The organism is Streptomyces sp. NPDC088910 (assembly GCF_044749865.1).
Taxonomy (GTDB): domain Bacteria; phylum Actinomycetota; class Actinomycetes; order Streptomycetales; family Streptomycetaceae; genus Actinacidiphila.
The window spans coordinates 220,680-237,918 of the sequence record NZ_JBIVIV010000010.1 but is presented as its reverse complement, the minus strand read 5'-3'; the positions used below and the strand labels follow the sequence as shown (position 1 = coordinate 237,918).

11 protein-coding genes are annotated in these 17,239 nt (G+C 74.5%); 5 read left to right on the top strand and 6 right to left on the bottom strand.

The window, feature by feature from the left end; translation table 11 throughout:
• Window positions 1–19: 19 nt before the first annotated feature.
• Both ACIP4Z_RS23515 and ACIP4Z_RS23510 read right to left on the bottom strand, forming a co-directional pair.
• Window positions 20–3,010, bottom strand: a complete 2,991-nt coding sequence (locus ACIP4Z_RS23515; RefSeq protein WP_401311117.1) for a tetratricopeptide repeat protein — start codon at window positions 3,008–3,010, stop codon at window positions 20–22.
• 49 nt (window positions 3,011–3,059) lie between these two features.
• Window positions 3,060–4,883 (bottom strand): HSP90 family protein, encoded by a 1,824-nt coding sequence (locus tag ACIP4Z_RS23510; RefSeq protein ID WP_401311114.1) that lies wholly within the window; start codon window positions 4,881–4,883, stop codon window positions 3,060–3,062.
• 255 nt (window positions 4,884–5,138) lie between these two features.
• Here ACIP4Z_RS23510 and ACIP4Z_RS23505 point away from each other — a divergent pair, with 255 nt between their 5' ends.
• Complete coding sequence (locus ACIP4Z_RS23505) at window positions 5,139–6,545, top strand: GNAT family N-acetyltransferase (protein WP_401311111.1); 1,407 nt, start codon at window positions 5,139–5,141, stop codon at window positions 6,543–6,545.
• 237 nt (window positions 6,546–6,782) lie between these two features.
• Here ACIP4Z_RS23505 and ACIP4Z_RS23500 read toward each other — a convergent pair whose 3' ends face one another.
• Entirely contained in the window at window positions 6,783–7,976 is a 1,194-nt protein-coding gene (locus tag ACIP4Z_RS23500; RefSeq protein WP_401311108.1) for a trans-sulfuration enzyme family protein, read from the bottom strand.
• 60 nt (window positions 7,977–8,036) lie between these two features.
• Here ACIP4Z_RS23500 and ACIP4Z_RS23495 point away from each other — a divergent pair, with 60 nt between their 5' ends.
• The 3 genes from ACIP4Z_RS23495 to ACIP4Z_RS23485 all read left to right on the top strand — a co-directional run bounded on the left by ACIP4Z_RS23495 (window position 8,037) and on the right by ACIP4Z_RS23485 (window position 11,187).
• Window positions 8,037–8,513 (top strand): Lrp/AsnC family transcriptional regulator, encoded by a 477-nt coding sequence (locus ACIP4Z_RS23495; protein WP_355341262.1) that lies wholly within the window; start codon window positions 8,037–8,039, stop codon window positions 8,511–8,513.
• Window positions 8,514–8,668: 155 nt separating this feature from the next.
• Window positions 8,669–10,357 carry a DUF885 family protein gene (locus tag ACIP4Z_RS23490; RefSeq protein WP_391045192.1) on the top strand — a complete coding sequence of 563 codons (1,689 nt, stop codon included), beginning with the start codon at window positions 8,669–8,671 and terminating at the stop codon, window positions 10,355–10,357.
• A 305-nt stretch (window positions 10,358–10,662) separates the two neighbouring features.
• Window positions 10,663–11,187, top strand: a complete 525-nt coding sequence (locus tag ACIP4Z_RS23485) for a GNAT family protein (protein ID WP_355341268.1) — start codon at window positions 10,663–10,665, stop codon at window positions 11,185–11,187.
• 25 nt (window positions 11,188–11,212) lie between these two features.
• Here the strand turns inward: ACIP4Z_RS23485 and ACIP4Z_RS23480 are convergent, their stop codons facing one another.
• A complete protein-coding gene (locus ACIP4Z_RS23480) occupies window positions 11,213–11,731 on the bottom strand; it encodes a rhodanese-like domain-containing protein (protein WP_401311103.1) in 519 nt (172 codons plus the stop codon).
• A 94-nt stretch (window positions 11,732–11,825) separates the two neighbouring features.
• Here ACIP4Z_RS23480 and ACIP4Z_RS23475 point away from each other — a divergent pair, with 94 nt between their 5' ends.
• Window positions 11,826–12,272 carry an Lrp/AsnC family transcriptional regulator gene (locus ACIP4Z_RS23475; RefSeq protein ID WP_355341274.1) on the top strand — a complete coding sequence of 149 codons (447 nt, stop codon included), beginning with the start codon at window positions 11,826–11,828 and terminating at the stop codon, window positions 12,270–12,272.
• On the opposite strand, the gene ACIP4Z_RS23470 is transcribed toward ACIP4Z_RS23475, so the two are convergent.
• The gene (locus tag ACIP4Z_RS23470; protein ID WP_401311099.1) at window positions 12,262–15,660 is read right to left on the bottom strand and encodes an AAA family ATPase; all 3,399 of its coding nucleotides are present in this window, start codon (window positions 15,658–15,660) and stop codon (window positions 12,262–12,264) included. The genes ACIP4Z_RS23475 and ACIP4Z_RS23470 overlap by 11 nt on opposite strands.
• Entirely contained in the window at window positions 15,660–16,859 is a 1,200-nt protein-coding gene (locus tag ACIP4Z_RS23465; protein ID WP_401311097.1) for an exonuclease SbcCD subunit D, read from the bottom strand. Before ACIP4Z_RS23465 ends, ACIP4Z_RS23470 begins: the two co-directional genes overlap by 1 nt.
• Window positions 16,860–17,239 lie beyond the last annotated feature (380 nt).

The following is a 17,239-nucleotide window of genomic DNA, read 5'->3' as shown; positions in this document are numbered from 1 at the left end:
AGCGGTCCTGAGCCCGGCCTCAGCTCTCGTCGTCCGCCCGGTCGGCGCTGGTGTAATCGAGGATCGAGGCGGCCTCGGCGCGGCGGGCGTCGGCCGTGGGGTCCTGGGCGTCGGCGTATTCGGCGGTGACGGTACGGGCGCGGGTGGCGGCGGCGGTGGGGCGGGCGAGGTCGGCTTCCAGCCAGGCGGCCATGAGGGTGGCGGCGGTGCGGTCGTCGCGGGCGGTGGCGCCCAGCGGGGTGAGGGTGGCGATGGCGAGGTCGGCCAGCGCCAGGGCCTCCTCGTAGACGGCGTCCGTGTCGCCCGGACCGTCGTCGGAGCCGTCGGTGCCGCCCGCCGCGCGTAGGACGATCTCGGCGGTCTGGCGGTAGGTGTCGGCGAGGTCCACGCGCAGGTAGCCGGTGGCCGTCCCGTCGTCGGGGTCGGCGGCTTCGAGTGCCTGACGCACGGTGTCGGCGGCGGCGGTCATGAGGGAGCGGGCCACGGTGATGCCGCCGCGGCCTTCACCGACTTCGATCCAGGCGCGGGCGCGCAAGGTGCGGATCAGGGCGTGCGGGTCGCCCACGGCGCGCCAGAGGTCCTCGGCGCGGGCGTAGGCGCGTACGGCCTCGTCGTGCAGACCGGCGCGGTTGAGCGCGTCGGCGGCGAGATTGGCGAGCATGGCGTGGTCGCAGGGGTCGTCCCAGCCCTCGGCGATCCGGGCGGCGCGCAGGAACTGCTCGGCGGCCTCGCGGGCCTCGCCGAGGTCGAGTTGGCACTCGGCGAGCCACCAGCGGGCCTGGACGATCTGGGCTTCGTTGCCGCCGCGTTCCAGGTCGGGCAGGACGGACTCCAGGACGCAGGCGCCCTCCTCGGCCCGGCCGAGCCGCCGCAGCGCGCCGCCGAACAGCAGCCGGGCGGTGGCGCCCATGTCGTCGCCGTGGCCGGCCTCGTCGGCCCAGGTCGCGGCCTCCAGCGCCTCGGCCGCGGCCTGTTCGTCGTCGCCGAGCGCGGCGCGCGCCTGGGCGATGAGCAGGTGCAGATGGGCGCGGTGCGGCGGTTCGAGTACGTCGGCGCCGTGGTCGAGCGCGGCGCGCGCGCAGTCGGCCGCGGTCTCGGGGTCGCCGCCGCGCAGTGTCAGGTCGGCGAGGGCCGCCTCGGGCTCGGCCGCGTACCAGGGCTGTTCCGCCGCGTGGTGCAACTCGGCTCCTCGGGTGAGGAGTCGGACCGCCCGCTCGCCGTCGCCGCGGCCCGCGGCGAGCCGTCCGAGCATGACGGTGGCGTCCGCGAGGCGTCCGGTCATCCCCGGCTCGGCCTGGTGCTCCTCGCTGAACTCGGCCACGTCGGCGGCCTGTTGGGCGGCCTCCGCGAGCGCGGCCCGCCGGGCCTCGTCGTCGCCGCCCGCCGCGGCGGCCAGCAGGACACGGCAGCGCAGCAGCCCCGCGCCGCTGACCTGGCGGGCGGTGGCCCGCTCCTCGCCGTGCAGGTCGCGCAGCACCGCGCACTGCTCCTCGACCGCCCGCAGCGCCTCGTCCGCCTCGCCGGTGAGCGCGAGCGCGTAGGCGGCGCGGGCCCGGCTCGCCGCGGCCTCCCCCGGCTCCCGCGCGTCCTCGAACTGCCGCGCGGCGCGCAGGAACAGCTCGCGGGACCGTACGGGTTCGCCGATCGCGGCCATCGCGGCGTTGTCGGTGATCTCCGCGCGCGCCGCGGCGTCCACTTCGGCGCCGGTCCGTTCCACGGCGGCGGCCACGTCCGCCCACGCCTGGTGGGCCCGCGGGTCGCCGCCGCCGCTGAGCCGCCGCGCCTCGGCGACCATGTCCGGCAGGTCGTCGGCGCCGGGTTCTGCCGGTACGGAGTCGGCCCGCGGCGGGGGAAGGGCCGGTCCCGCCTCCGTGGCCGCCGCCTCGCCGAGCCGCGCCGCCCGAATTCCCAACGGCAGCCGTTCCAGCAGGGGTTGGCGCGCCATCCGCTCCCGTACGGCCTCGGAGACGGCCCGTGTGCCGTTGCGGGCGTCGAAGCTGTGCGCCAACTCCAGGGCGCGGGTGCGGGCATGGGTGTGCAGGTCGGCGGCGGTCCAGTCGCGTCCCGCCGGTCCCGGCACCGGGCGGTCGGCGTGGCCGAGCGCGGTGAGCCGTGCGGTGAGCAGCGCGGTGACGGCGTGGTGGTCCATGAGGCTGTCGGGGTCGCCCGCGGCGGTGAAGTGCGCGGGGTGTGCGGCCAGGATCTCCAGGCCGCGCGCCTCGTTGCCGGTGAGCGCGCAGAATTCGATGTGCTGGGCGACGGCGGACCGCATGCTCTCCATCGACCGGACCATCCGGTAGCCGCGCAGGTGGTTGGCGCGGGCCAGGTCGGCGCTGCCGGTCCTGAGCAGCGGCAGCAGCGAGGAGGCCAGCACCCCGTGCGGCTCGTGCGCACACGTCAACTCGCCCGCCAGTACCGGCTGCCAGCTCTCCAGCGCCCGCCGGTCGTCGCCGAGGCGCACCCGCCAGCCGCCCTGGGCGTGCAGTTCGCAGGCGTGGCAGTCGCTCATCACGTCGCGGTCGGCGGCCAGCCACGCGGCGAAGGCGGCCTCGGCGCGCGGCAGGTCGCCGATGTGCCGGGCGATCCTGAACTGGCCCTGCCGTACGGCGCGTTCGGAGTATCCGGCGAGCCGGTAGCGGTGTTCCATCTCGGCCTGCCACTTCTCGATGGCGGCCAGCGGGATGTGCGGCTGGTCGAGCATCCCGCTGGAGACCCACTTGAAGTACCAGTGCAGGCTCTTGGCGCTGAACTCGTCGAAGTCGCCCGGCTGTTCGTCCCACATCCGCAGCGCCTTCGCGAAGGGCACGAATCTCTTGTCGGACTCGGAGCTGTAGTTGTACGCGGTGAGCAGATTGAACAGCGCCTCGATGATCAGCGGCCGGTCACCGGTGCGGTCGGCCTCCTCGGCGATGCGCTCGGCGCGGGCGTTGCGGGCCGCGCCCTCCGGCTCCGCCGCGTTCTCCTGGATGGCCCGGCGCAGATCCGCCGCGGTCGTGGGCTCGCCGGTCATCGTGGGCTCCCCGGGACGCCGCGCCGTGGCCCGGTCGGACACGTCGTCCTCATCGGCCCTCCTCCTGCCCGGCCGGGTGGTCGGTGGCCCACTGGAGCAGGTCGAGGAAGGCCCGGTTGAGCAGCGCGGTGTCGGCGGGCCGCAACGGCCGCTGCGCCATCAACAGCGCCTGCCCGTACAGCGCTTCGACGGAGCTGGCCACCAGGTCGCGGGCGCCGAGCGCGCCGATCCTGCGCACCAGCGGGTTGAGGTGGTTCAGGACCAGCCGGGCCCTGGGCGCGGTGCCGCGCAGCGATCCGAGGATGCCCGCCCACAGGTCGTCGGCCTGTTCCTCTTCCTCCTCGCGGGCGCGCTCGTGCCGGGCCGACCGGTCGTCGAGGTGCAGCGCGGGGACGGTCAGCGGGTGGAACGTGCGCAGGACGACGTCGCACCCCAGCGGGTCGAGTGCGGCGCGGGCGACGGCCAGGAAGCCCGACAGCGCCAGTTCCTCGGCCGGGTCGACCGTGTCGAGGTGGGCGGTGACGGTGTCGGCGTCCAGTTCCGCGACCGGGGTGCCCGGCCGTACCCGCGGGAGCATCCCGACCAGGTCGGCGTCGTACGTGTAACCGCCGTTGACCACGCCCATGCCCTGGGCGGCGGCGATGGCGGCGACCTGGCGGAATTCCTCGACGGTACGGGTGAAGTGCACGGTCGGGTGGCGGCGGGCGAATTCGTCGAGCGACTGCTGCCCGTCGGTGGTCTCGAACGGCAGCCAGGGCAGCATCACCCGCAGCAGGTCGGGGTCGTGCCGAGCGAGCGTCTTCACGCCGAGGTGGTGCACGGACAGGAAGTGTCCGAGGCGTTCCGGCTCGCCCGCGGCCAGCGTCGTCAGCCACTCCTTGATCCGCTCGCCCAGCGCGTCGCGGACGGCGGCGAGCGTCTCGTCGGCGTAGAGGTGTTCGCGGGACGCGGTCGGCCGCAGGCTGTCGGTGTCGATGACGCAGCGGACGAAGAAGGCCCAGTCCGGGAGGAGTTCGTCGGCGCGGTCGGTGAGCAGCATGCCCTTGAGGTGCACGCGGTGGCCCGCGCGCTGGGCCGGGCTGACGGCGGAGGGCAGGACGTACGCGATGCCGCGCACTCCGGCGACCGGCACGTCGAGGTCGATGGCGTCCAGCGGCAGGAAGCCGAACTGCTCCTGGCAGTGCCTGGCCAACTCCACCCGGCGGGCCCCGGCACTGGCGTGGCGGCGCTCCCAGACCGGCGGCCGGTCGGTGACGGGCGTGTCGTCCACCCGGATGTCGTACGGCAGCAGCGAGCCGAAGTCGCGGGTGACGGCGGTGACCCGCTCGGGCGTGAACCAGTCGGCGGCGCCGGGCCGCGCGGTGAGGTGCACGGTGGTGCCGGGTTCGGTCCTGGCGTCGTCCGGCAGCGTGCGTACGGTGTACGAGCCGTCGTCGCGCGCGGACCATTCGACCGGCGGCGCGTCCGGGGTGCGGGCGGAGCGGCTGACCACGCGGATGGTGTCGGCGACGACGAAGCAGGCCAGCAGGCCGATGCCGAACTGGCCGAGGAATTCGGTGCGGGCGGAAGCGATGCCGTTCTCCAGCGCGTCGCGCTTGGAGCTGCGTCCGATGGTGGCCAGCAGATTGTGCACGTCGGCCTCGGTGAGGCCGATCCCGCTGTCCTCGACGCGCAGCGCGCCGGGTTCGGTGTGCAGCAGGACGCGGGCGGGCGCGTCCTGGTCCTGCGCGCGGCGGGCGGTGATCGCGTCGACGCCGTTCTGCAGAAGTTCCCGCAGGTAGACCTTCGGGCTGGAGTAGAGGTGGTGGGAGAGGAGATCCACCAGGCCACGCAGATCGACCTGGAAGGTGTGCGGTGTCTGTTCTGCAGTCATCGTCGCTGCGCCGGTGGGGGTAGCTGCTTCGGCGCGGGTAGGGCGGCTCGGGTGGTCCGCGGCGGGGTGAAGTCGGGCCATCGTAGGCGGCGCGGGGGCTCGTTGACCATGGGGCCATGGATGCCGCACTCCGGCGCGAGAGGGGCGCATTCGGCAAAAACGTTGAAAACGTAAGTTAACCGAAAAGATCCGTCCTTTACCGGCCGGTCACGGAACGTTCGTGATCACGCAACACATCTTAGGCATGGTAGACGTATGTCTCAGTCGACTCCTGCCCATCCCGGATCCCGTCAGCATCACTGGCGCCGCGAATTCGTCGAAGTGGCCGCGCTGTTCACGGCGATGGCCACCGCCGACCTGATCGCCGAGACGGTGGGGCACGGACCCGACGGCCGGGTGCTGCTGGTCATGTCGGCGGCGGCGCTGCTCGCGGTCGCGGGCTTCCACACCTGGTGGGCACGCGGGCGCGGCCACGCGCCACCGGCCGCCGCGCCGCGGCCGGGCGAGGACGGACGCGCCGACGCATCCGCCGACGAGGCAGGCGCCGAGCGCGCGGGCGACCGTACCGACGGCGAGACGACGCTGTGGCGGCTGCGGACGACCGTGCGCGACGCCCCCGGCAGCCTGGGCGCGGTGTGCACGGCGCTCGCGGGCAGCCGCGTCGACATCGTCACCCTTCAGACGCACCCGCTGGCCGACGGCACGGTGGACGAGTTCCTGCTGCGGGCCCCTGCGGCGCTGCCCGCCACGGCGCTCGCCCGGACCGTCACCGCCGCGGGCGGCACCGACACATGGACGGAGCGGGCGGACGCCCACGACCTGGTGGACACCCCGACCCGCATGCTCACCCTGGCCACCCGTACGGCGCTCGACGCGGCGGAACTGCCGCTCGCGCTGCGGCAGTTGTTCGGCCGTTGCACCATCCGCTCGACGCCCGCGCCCGCCGACGCCCCCGCTCACGCCGAGGACGCGCTCGACGGCACCGTGATGCGGCTGCGCGACCCGTCGGGCGGCACGATCACCGTCCAGCGCGACCATCTCCCCTTCACGCCCACCGAGTTCGCCAGGGCGCGGGCCCTGCTGGAACTCGACGCGCGGCTCGGCGCGCGCCTCGGGGCCAGGACGCCCGACGCCAAGGACGTCCTGACGCTCCCCGAGGGCAACGAGATCACGATCCGCCGCGCCGGGCCCGAGGACCGCGAAGCCGCCCTGGCCATGCACGAGCGCTGCTCCCCCGGCACTCTCGCCCTGCGCTACCACGGCCCCGTGGGCGACGCCGACCGCTACCTCGCCCACCTGCTCAGCCCCCGCTTCGGCCAGTCCCTCGCCGTCGAGACCGCCTCCGGCCGCCTGGTCGCCCTCGGCCACCTTCTCTGGGACGGCGACGAGAACGAGGTCGCCCTCCTCGTCGAGGACGGCTGGCAGCGGCGCGGCATCGGTGCGGCCATGCTGCGCAAGCTGGTCGCCATGGCCGCCGAGGCCGGGCGTGACAGCGTTTACGCTGTCACGCAGTCGACCAACACCGGCATGGTCGCCGCCATGCGCGAGCTTGCGCTGCCGCTCGACTACCAGGTCGAGGACGGCACCCTCGTCATCACCGCCACCCTGGCGTCTGCCGACGCCCCTTCCCCCCTCCCCCGCACCACCCAGGACCGCACCTGACGCCTCGGGTCACGCCCCGAAGGGGCGCGGGAAGGGCGCGCTGCCGTCGCGCAGGGCCCTGTTTTTCAGGGGCGCGGGGAACTGCGCGGCCCGCCCCCACCGGGCTGTCAGCCCGAGAACGACAGCAACTGCCCCTCCGGGGCCGGTATTTCAAGGCCCGCCACCATCGTGGCTGAGCGCGCAGGTTCCCCGCGCCTAAAAACACGGCCTACCCTCCTGCGTCAGCGGAGAACGCGGTCAGACGTCGATGCGACGTACGCCGGGTGCGGCCGAGGTAGTGGAGGACGCGAGCGCGAGCGTCAGGTCGGACCAGAGGTCGTCGACGTCTTCGAGGCCGACCGAAAGGCGGAGGAGCCGTTCGCTGACGCCGGAGCGGGAGCGATCGGCCTCGGGGACGATGCGGTGGCTGATGGAGGCGGGGTGCTGGATGAGGGTGTCGACGCTGCCGAGGCTGACGGCCGGGGTGATGAGGCGGACGCCGCCGATGACGGCGTGGGGGTCGCCGAGGACTTCGAAGGCGATCATGGCGCCGCCGATCCGCGGGTAGTGGACGGCGCCGACGCGGGGATCGGCGGTGAGGCGCCGGGCCAGTTCCGCGGCGGTCGCGGAGGCCGCCCGCATGCGTACCGGAAGGGTGGAGAGCCCGCGCAGCAGGAGGTAGCCGGCGAGCGGGTGCAGGACTCCTCCGGTGGCGAACCGCACCTTGCGCAGGCGCCGCGCGAAGTCCTCGTCGCAGGCCACGGCGCCGCCGAGCACGTCGCCGTGGCCGCCCAGGTACTTGGTCGCGCTGTGCAGCACGATCCGGGCGCCGGATTCGGCGGGCCGCTGGAGTACGGGCGTGGCGAAGGTGTTGTCGACCAGCAGCGGCACGGTGCCGCAGGAGTGGGCGACGGCCCGCAGGTCGACCTCCGCGAGCGTCGGGTTGGCGGGCGTCTCGACGATGACGAGACCGGTGTCGGGCCGCATCGCGTCCGCGATGCCCGCCGGGTCGGTCCAGGTCACCTCGGTACCGAGCAGTCCGCCGGTCAGCAGGTGGTCGCTGCATCCGTACAGCGGTCGGACGGCGACGACATGGCGCAGCCCGTCGGCGGCGCGCGCCAGCAGGCAGGCGGTCAGCGCGGCCATCCCGCTGGCGAAGGCCACCGCGGCCTCGGTGCCCTCCAGCCGGGCCAGCGCGGTCTCGAAGCGGGCGGTGGTCGGATTGTCCAGCCGGGCGTAGACGGGCGGGCCTTCGAGCTGTTCGCCGGTGGCGGCGAAGGCGTCGATCCGCCGGGCCTCGGCGCGGCTGTCGTACGACGGGTAGGTGGTGGACAGGTCGAGCGGCACGGCGTGCACGCCGAGGGCCGCGAGGTCTTCGCGCCCGGCGTGCACGGCCTCGGTGGCCAGGGTCAGGCGGGGCCGGGACGGTGTCGTTGCTGCTGTCGTCTCCATGTGCTCCAGGCTGAACGCTCGCCGGGCGCCGTGGAAGAACGCCCGTGCTACGTTCGCCCGATGTCTGATTCCGTCGCGCTGGATCCGGTGGATCTGGAGATTCTCCGGCTGCTGCAGAACGATGCCCGGACCACGTACCGCGACCTCGCGGCGGCCGTCGGTGTGGCGCCGTCGACCTGCCTCGACCGGGTGGCCCGGCTGCGGCGCGGCGGCGTGATCCTCGGGCACGAGCTGCGGCTGGACCCGGCGAAGCTGGGCCGCGGTCTGGAGGCGCTTCTTCTGGTGCAGGTACGGCCGCACCGCAGGGAGTTGATCACACCGTTCGTGGACCGCGTCCGCGCGCTGCCGGAGTCCCGCGCCCTGTTCCACCTCACCGGGCCCGACGACTATCTGGTGCATGTCGCGGTGACCGGTGCCACCGATCTCCAGCGGCTGGTGATCGACGAGTTCACCTCACGGAGGGAGGTCGCGCGGGTCGAGACGCGGCTGATCTTCCAGCAGTGGGCGTGCGGCCCGCTGCTGCCGCCCACGCCGTGACCCGGACGGTCCGATCCGTACGGGCCCGGCGGGGCTGTTCCGCGGGGCGCGAGGGCGGGGGAACACGCCCCCAGCTGCGGCGTACGCGCCAGGCGTAAGGCACCACGCACACAATGGTGGTGACGCGAGGGCCGGTCTCGTACCAGGATGGCGCCATGTCCAATATCACCAGCAGCCCTCTGCCCCGCCAGGTCGCCGACACCTACGTCGACGATCTCCTCGCTCTCGACCCGGTCCTCGGCACCTACCTCGGCGCCCCCGGCAGCGCCCGCCGCCTGCCGGACTTCTCACCGGCCGGCGCCGACGCGCTGGCCGCGCTGGCCCGTGCCACGCTGGACCGGTTGACCGAGGCGGAGGCGCGGCCCGGTGGCGAGAGCGACGCCGAGCGGCGGTGCGCGCGGCTGCTGCGCGAGCGGCTGAGCGCGGAACTCGCCGTGCACGCGGCCGACGAGCACCTGCGCGCGGTGAGCAACCTCAGCTCCCCCGCGCACAGCGTCCGGGACGCGTTCACCCTCATGCCGACCGACTCCGCGGCGGACTACGCCGATCTCGCCGCCCGGCTGCGCGCCGTCCCGGCCGCGCTCGACAGTTACCGCGCCGCGCTCGCCGAGGGCCTGTCCCGCAAGCTGTACGCGGGCCCGCGCCAGGTGTCGACGGTCATCGGCCAGATCGGTGAGTGGATCGGCGACGACGGCGGGGAGAGCTGGTTCACCGCGCTCGTCGCCGAGGGGCCGCAGGAGCTGCGCGCCGAGCTGGACGCCGCCGCCGCCGAGACCACCGCCGCCTACGCGGCCCTGCGCGACTGGCTGCGCGACACGTACGCCCCCGCCGCCGAGGGCACGTCCGACACCGTGGGCCGCGAGCGCTACGCCCGCTGGTGCCGGCTGTGGAACGGCACGGACCTCGACCTGGACGAGGCGTACGCGTACGGCTGGTCCGAATACCACCGCATCCACGCCGAGATGGTCGCCGAGGCCGCGAAGATCCTGCCCGACAAGTCCCCCTGGGAGGTGCTGGCCCACCTGGACCAGCACGGCACCGCCATCGAGGGCGTGGACGAGGTACGCGACTGGCTCCAGGGCCTGATGGACGAGGCGATCCAGGCGCTGGACGGTACGCACTTCGAGCTGGCCGACCGGGTCAAGCGCGTCGAGTCCCGGATCGCGCCCCCCGGCGGCGCGGCGGCCCCGTACTACACCGGTCCTTCGGAGGACTTCAGCCGTCCCGGCCGTACGTGGCTGCCGACGATGGGCAAGACCCGTTTCCCGATCTTCGACCTGGTCTCCACCTGGTACCACGAGGGTGTGCCGGGCCATCACCTCCAGATCGCGCAGTGGGTGCACGTCGCCGAGAGCCTGTCCCGCTACCAGGCCACCGTCGGCATGGTCAGCGCCAACGCGGAGGGCTGGGCGCTGTACGCCGAGCGCCTCATGGACGAGCTGGGCTTCCTCACCGACCCCGAGCGGCGCCTGGGGTACCTGGACGCCCAGATGATGCGGGCCAACCGCGTCATCGTCGACATCGGCATGCACCTCGAACTGGACATCCCCGCCGACTCGCCCTTCCACCCGGGCGAGCGCTGGACGCCCGAGCTGGCCCGCGAGTTCTTCGGCCTCCACAGCGGCCGGCCCGCCGACTTCGTCGACAGCGAGCTCATCCGCTACCTCGGCATGCCCGGCCAGGCCATCGGCTACAAGCTCGGCGAGCGTGCCTGGCTCACCGGCCGCGAGACCGCTCGCGCGGCGCACGGTGACGCCTTCGACGCCAAGGCGTGGCACATGGCGGCCCTGTCGCTCGGGTCGCTGGGACTCGACGACCTGGTGGCGGAGATCTCGGCGCTCTGACCTCCGGTCGGGGCATTTCCCGGTGACGCGAGCCCCGCCTCGCCGCCCGGGGAGACCTGTGCCCCGAAGGCGCGCCGGGGGGGAACCGCGCGCTCGGCCCCCACCGGTCCGGTGGTCGCGAAACAGCGTCTGCCCCACCGGGGCGACCCTGTGCCCGCGGCCCCGTGGGGGCCGGTCGCGCGGTTCCCCCCGCCCGCGGAAAAGCCGGGCGCGGCCCTCGGCACGGGGTCGCCGCGCGAGGCGGTTACGCTGCTGCCTTCCGGTTCGACGCCGGGACGACAGCTCGCAGAAGGCGGTACGGCTCGATGACGTTGCACGCTTCCCATGACGGTGGACGGCTGGTGCTGACGCAGGGCCGGTTGACCCTGCGTGAGCAGCTTCCGGAGGACGCGGCGCTGTTGGCGGACGGCAAGCCCGCCGGGTTGGTGTGGGTCGACGGCGTGCCGGGGGACGGCACGGTGGGCGCGGCCTCGATGACGGTGGCCGCCGCCGCGGCGGGCGTCTACCGGCCGGGCTGGGGCGTCTTCGCGATACAGCGCAGTGACGACCTGGTGGCGCTGGGCGGCGCCGGGTTCCACGGGCCGCCGGACGGCGGCGCGGTGGAGATCGGGTACGACCTGTCGGAGTCGGGGCGGGGCGCGGGCTGGGCCACGGACGCGGCGCGGGTGCTGTGCCAGTGGGCGCTCGCGCAGCCGGGTGTGCTGGTGGTGCTCGCCACCACGGAACCGGCGAACCGCCCGTCGCAGGCCGTTCTGGAGCGCGTCGGCTTCGTGCGGGTCGCGGACCGCGGGGAGCTGTGGGCGTACGAGCTGACGTCGCTGCCGGACTGAACGGCCGAACGGGCGGACGTCGGGGTCAGCAGCCGCAGTCGTCGGCGCCGACCGGCGCGGTCAGGGGGTCGGCCGTGCGCCGGGCGGGGCCGTCGGCCGTCTCGTACGCGAAGCCCTCGCGGATCCAGTACTCCATGCCGCCGAGCATTTCCTTGACCCGGTAGCCAAGGCCGGCCAGGGCGAGGGCGGCGCGGGTGGCGCCGTTGCAGGCGGGGCCCCAGCAGTGGACGACGACCGGGACGTCGCGGTCGAGGAATTCGGCGGCGAGTTCGTGGACGCGCGCGGTCGGCAGGTGGACGGCGCCGGGGATGTGGCCCTGGTCCCAGGACTCGGTGGAGCGGGAGTCGAGCACGACGAAGCCGGGGTCGCCGCCCGTGGCGCGGGCCGCCTCCAGTGCCGCGGCGACATCGGAGACGTCGGTGTGGAAGGCCAGGGAGGCCGCGAAGTACGCGGCGGCGTCGGCAGGGGCTGCCGGTGGCACCCGCAGGACCGGGCCGACGGCGGTGGCAGGGGTGGCGCTGAGCTGGGATGTCCGCTGTGTCATGGCGCAGAATCTACGGTCGCGCCCGGCTTGCCGGAAGTGCGCTTCCCCCGCAAATGCCTTGATCGGCCGGGCTTTCCCCTGCTATCCCTCGTGCATGACCGCTTATTCCCTCGACCCGACCGACTGGCGGCTGCTGGAGGCCCTGCAACGCGACGGCCGGGCCAGTTACGCCGAGCTGGCCCGTACCGTCTCGATGTCGCCGAGCGCCGTCACGGAGCGGGTCCGGCGCCTGGAGGAGGCCGGGGTGATCACCGGATATTCGGCGGTGATCGACCACGACCGGATCGGGCTGCCGATCCTCGCGATGGTCCGGCTGCGCTATCCGACCGGCAATTACCGGCCGTTCCACGACATGCTGGCGACCACCCCCGAGGTGCTCGAGGCGCATCACGTGACGGGGGACGACTGCTTCGTGATGAAGGTCGCGGCGCGGTCCATGCGACATCTGGAGGAGACCACCGGGCGGATCGCCGGGCTCGGCGCGGTCACGACCAGCATCGTCTACTCCTCACCGCTGGAGCGGCGCCCCCTCACGCTCTGACCGGCCCGCCTCCGGCGGCGGCCGGTGCCCCGGTCCGCATCCGCACGCTCGATCCGTCCCTGCCCTTGACGACCCGCAGTTGGGCCGGAATGCGGTGTCGCAGGTCGGCGACGTGGCTGACGATGCCCACCGCGCGGTCGCGTTCCCGCAGGCCGTCGAGGACGTCGAGCACTTCGTCGAGGGTCTGGTCGTCGAGGCTGCCGAAGCCCTCGTCGATGAAGAGGGTGTCGAGGCGGGCGCCGCCCGCCTCGTCGGTCACGACATCGGCGAGGCCGAGCGCGAGGGCGAGCGACGCGAAGAAGGTCTCGCCGCCGGAGAGCGTCGCGGTGTCGCGTTCGGTGCCGGTCCAGGCGTCGACCACCATCAGGCCGAGCCCCGACTTGGCCCGGCCGCCGCCGCGCGCGTCGGTGTGCACGAGGGTGTAGCGGCCCGAGGACATGCGCTGGAGGCGTACGGCCGCCGCGGCGGCGACCTGTTCCAGCCGCGCCGCCAGCACGTACGTCTCCAGCTCCATCCGGTAGCGGTTCTCCGCGGTGGTGGCGGAGGCGAGGTCGGAGAGCCGGGCGATGGCGTCGAACTCCGCGCGGGCCGGGGCGAGTTCCCTGGTACGGGTGGCGGCCTGCGCGGACAGCCGGTCGAGTTCGGCGCGGCGGGTCGCGGCGGCGGACTCGGCGGCCGATGCGGCACGCAGCCGGTCGGTCGCGGCGGCGAGTGCGGCCTGCGCGGCTGCCGGGTCCGCGGGCGGCAGTTGGGCCGCGGTGGCGGGTTCGGGCGCGGCGAGATCCGCTTCGACGGCGGCCTCCTCCTTGGCCCACGCCTCGGCCTCGCGCTCGGCGCGCCACAGCCGTTCCGGGTCGAGCAGCGCGGCCTCGGCGTCGGCGGGCGCCGCGAAACCGGCGCGGGTCGCGGCCTCCGCGAGCGCCGTGTCGGCCTCCGCGAGCCGCTGCCGGCTGTCGCTCCGGTCGCGTACGGCGTGCGCCGCCCGGTCGAGCAGCGCGATCCGCGCCGACAGCCGGGCCCGCCGGTCCGCGACGCTCGCGTACCCGGCCCGCGCCTGGTCCAACTCGGCGCTCAACCGCCGCTGCTGCGCGTCCAGTTCCTCCCGCCGCGAGGTGCGTACGTCGGTCCTGCTCTGTGCCTCGTGCCGCTGCGCCGTGCGGCGGTCGCGCTCCTGTTCCGCGCGCTCCAGCGCCCGGCGCGCCTCGGACACGTCGGCCGCCGCGCGTGCGGTGGTGGAGTGTTCGGCATCCAGTACGGCGCAGGCGGCGGTCAGCCGGGCCAGCGGCTCGTCCCCCGCCGTGGCGGCGGCGGCCTCCCACGCGGCCCCGATCCGGTCGGCTTCGGTACGCGCCGACTCGTGCCGGGCCGCGGCGCGTTCGTAGGCGGCGCCGGCCGCGTCCTCGTCGGCGCGGGTGACCTGCTGCGCGGCGGGCCGCGCGGGGGCGGGGTGTTCCGGCGAGCCGCACACCCGGCAGGGCTCGCCGTCCGCCAACTGCTCGGCCAATTCGGCGGCGATGCCGTCGATCCTGGCCTCCCGCAGGTCCTGCCACGTCTCCCTGGCCCGTGCCGCCGTGTCCCGCGCGTCCCGCGCCCGGTCCTGAGCCCGCGTCAACTCCTGCGCCAGCCGGTCGCGTTGGTCCGCCGCGTCCCTGCGGCGGCGCGCGGTCTCCAGCTCAGCCGCCAGGCCCGCAGCCCTGGTCGCGGCCTCGGCCGCGCCGTCCGCCCTGGTCTGCAAGGCGGTGCGCAGCGTCGGCCACTCCTCCAGCCATCCGTCGGCCTCGCGTACGGCTCCCTCGTCCGCGCGCTCCTCCCGGTCGAGCGCCGCGCGCCGCTCGGCGATCTCCCGCACGCGCTGCTCGGCCTCTCCGGCGCGGGCGAGGCCGCCCAGCTCCTCCCGCAGCTCCCCCGCGCGTCCCGCCAGCGCCTCGGCGCGCCAAGGCCCGTGCTCCGCTGGGCTGTTGGGCGGCACAGAGGCGGATTCGGGCGCCCTCTCGGCCCGGCCGGCCTTCCGTTGCTCGCCGAGCCTGACGTCCTGACGGTCCACGGACCTGACCTCGGTCGGGCCGACGGTCCGCTCTTCGCCGTACCCGATCGACGCCCGATCTGCGGGCCCACCGGCCGACCGCTGCTCGCCGGGTCCGCCGAGCGGCAACTGGCCACCGGACCCGGTGTCTTGGCCGTCCGAGGACCGGCCGGGCTCGGCCGGGCCGGAAGCCGGTCGGGGGCCCGGCGCGTCGGCCGCCAGTGGACCGGCCGCCTGCCGGGCGGGCGTCTCCACCGGGGATCGGTGGTGCGGTACGGCGGGCGTCGGGGGCTGTTCGCCCGCGGTCGTCAGGTCCGTGAGGACGCGGTGTTCGAGGGCGACGGCTTCGCGGTGTTGGAGGGCGGCCTTGTCGCGCAGGGCGAGGGCGGGTTCGACGGTCGCGGCGCGGTGGGCTCGGGCCAGGCGGTCGCGGGCGGCGGCGCGGTGGGCGCGCTCACCGTCGAGGGCGGCGGCGCGGCGGCGGGCCTCGGCGTGCCGGGACTGGAGGGCGGAGAGGTCGCGGGCGGCGTCGAAGCCGGTGGCGGCGGCGCGGTGGGCGGCCTCGGCGTGCCGCAGGGCCTGCGCGGCGATCGTGGCGGTCTCGCGGGCGTCGCAGCGCAGGACCGCGGCCCACTCCAACAGCCCTTCGGGCGAGGGGCCTTCGTCCGGCGCTCCGTCAGCAACGGCCCCGGCCGCCAGGCCGCCCGCGGCCTGGCGCATCCGCTCGGCGAGGTGGACCAGCCCCTTGTCACCGGCGGCGAGCCGCAGGGCCGCGTCCTGCTTGCGGTCGCGCAGCCAGTGCTCGACGGCCTTGAAGCGGCGCGTGTCGAAGAGCCGTCCGAGCAGTGCGGTCCTTTCGGTGGCGCTCGCGCGCAGGAAGGTGGCGAATTCGCCCTGCGGCAGCAGCACGACCTGGCAGAACTGCTCGCAGCTCATGCCGACGAGCTGCTTGATCTCCTCGCCGATCTCCTGGTGCGACTTGGACAGCGCCTGCCATCCGCCGTCCTTGTGCTCGCGCAGCAGCGTGACGGCCTTGTCCATGGTGGTGCCGGTGCCGCGCTTCTTCGCCCGCGGCTGCTCGGGCCGCCGGGTGATCTCCAACCGCCGTGTCCCGAGGGTGAGTTCAAGGACGACCTCGGTGGCGGTGCCCGCCGCCGCGTGGTCGCTGCGCAGCCGCGTCACCGGCCGGGCGCCGGGCACCTGGCCGTAGAGGGCGTAACAGACGCCGTCCAGGACGGAGGTCTTGCCGGAGCCGGTGGGGCCGTGCAGGAGGAAGAGCCCGGCGGCGGAGAGTTCGTCGAAGTCGACGCGCTGGGTGGCCGCGAAGGGGCCGAAGGCGGTGAGTTCGAGGCGGTGCAGTCGCATCAGGCGCGTTCCGTCCGTACGGTGTCCGCCCGTACCGCGTCGAAGGCCGCGCTCAGCGTGGCGCTCTCGTGCGCGGCGGGCGCGGAGCCGCGGACGTGGGCGACGAAGTCCTCGGCGATCTGCTGGTCGCTGCGCCCGCGCAGCCGCCTGGCGTACGAGGCGAGCGGGTCGTCGTCACCGGTCTCGGGCTCGAAGGCGAGGCTGAGGACGTGCGGGAAGCGTTTCGCGAGCGCGGCCATCGGCTCGTGCGGGCGGAAGGGGTCGGTGAGGGTGGCCTCCACCCAGGCGTCCTCGTGCCGGTCGAGCGCCGGGTCGGCGATCAGGTCGTCGAGACGTCCGCGGATCCGGGCGAGCGCGCGCGGCACGGGCGTGTCGACCCGTTCGGCGTCGATGGCGCCTTCGGGGCCGAGGCCGACCAGCCACATGCTCTTGCGGTGGTGCTCCTCGGAGAAGGAGTACGCGAGCGGCGAGCCGGAGTAGCGGATCCTCCCCTGGCCTTCGGCCAGGGGCTCGCCCGTCGCGTCGCGCTCGGTGAGGGTCTGGCAGCCGTGCAGGTGGCCGAGTGCCACGTAGTCGACGCCGTCGAAGACCCCGGCGGGTACGGCCTCGACGCCGCCCGCGGTGATGTCGCGCTCGCTGGCGCAGGGCGCGGCGCCGGTGACGAAGGCGTGCGCGAGCACGACGCTGCGCGTGCCCGCGGGGCGTTCGGCGAGGTCGGCGCGGATCCGGTCCATGGCGGCGCCGAGCACCGCCGTGTGGTCGGCTCGGTCGGCGGCGAACTCCTCGCGCGCCAGGGCCGGTTCGAGGTACGGCAGCCCGTAGACGGCGACGTCGCCGTGTTCGTCGGTGAGCACGACGGGCCGGTGGCAGCTCGCCGGGTCGGTGCGCAGGTGGATGCCGGAGCGGCCCATGACGCGGGCGCCGACGCCGAGCCGCCGGGCCGAGTCGTGGTTGCCGGAGATCATGACGGTGGGCACGTCCAGGTCGGCGAGCCGGTGCAGTACGTCGTCGAAGAGTTCGACGGCGGACAGCGGCGGGACCGCGCGGTCGTAGACGTCCCCGGCGACGAGGACGGCGTCCACGCGTTCGGCGCGGACGGTGTCCACGAGGTGGTCGAGGAAGGCGCGCTGGGCGTCGAGCAGGCTGACGCGGTGGAAGGAGCGTCCCAGGTGCCAGTCCGAGGTGTGCAGAAATCTCACGCGACCGCTCCGACCCGCACGCTCACCCTCGCCGTTCCTCGACTCCCGCGGGCGTCAGACGACTTCGACTGGCTTCCGCGGGCACCTGTGCCGCGCCGCTTCCGGCGCCCGATCCGTACCGCTGCGATCTTCTCATCCGGGCTCGCGGCCCGTGCGCCGTGGCTCACCGGCGGTGGTCATGGAGTGTAGAAGGTCGCCGCCCGGCAGGCGGTGGAGATCGGTGATCAGGTCACCGGAAGGCATGAAACCGTTGTAAGACCCTGTAATTCGTTAGTAACTCCCCTAAAAGGGCACACCGCTTGACCCTGACGCGCGGGTCAGGGATTAACGTCACCGCGCCCCGGCCGACGGCACCGCACCACACCGCCGCCCCGAATCCG

Coding starts and splice junctions, on each gene's coding strand:
- ACIP4Z_RS23515 (WP_401311117.1), bottom strand. CDS start 3,010: ATGACCGGCGAGCCCACGACCGCGGCGGATCTGCGCCGGGCCATCCAG.
- ACIP4Z_RS23510 (WP_401311114.1), bottom strand. CDS start 4,883: ATGACTGCAGAACAGACACCGCACACCTTCCAGGTCGATCTGCGTGGC.
- ACIP4Z_RS23505 (WP_401311111.1), top strand. CDS start 5,139: ATGTCTCAGTCGACTCCTGCCCATCCCGGATCCCGTCAGCATCACTGG.
- ACIP4Z_RS23500 (WP_401311108.1), bottom strand. CDS start 7,976: ATGGAGACGACAGCAGCAACGACACCGTCCCGGCCCCGCCTGACCCTG.
- ACIP4Z_RS23495 (WP_355341262.1), top strand. CDS start 8,037: ATGTCTGATTCCGTCGCGCTGGATCCGGTGGATCTGGAGATTCTCCGG.
- ACIP4Z_RS23490 (WP_391045192.1), top strand. CDS start 8,669: ATGTCCAATATCACCAGCAGCCCTCTGCCCCGCCAGGTCGCCGACACC.
- ACIP4Z_RS23485 (WP_355341268.1), top strand. CDS start 10,663: ATGACGTTGCACGCTTCCCATGACGGTGGACGGCTGGTGCTGACGCAG.
- ACIP4Z_RS23480 (WP_401311103.1), bottom strand. CDS start 11,731: ATGACACAGCGGACATCCCAGCTCAGCGCCACCCCTGCCACCGCCGTC.
- ACIP4Z_RS23475 (WP_355341274.1), top strand. CDS start 11,826: ATGACCGCTTATTCCCTCGACCCGACCGACTGGCGGCTGCTGGAGGCC.
- ACIP4Z_RS23470 (WP_401311099.1), bottom strand. CDS start 15,660: ATGCGACTGCACCGCCTCGAACTCACCGCCTTCGGCCCCTTCGCGGCC.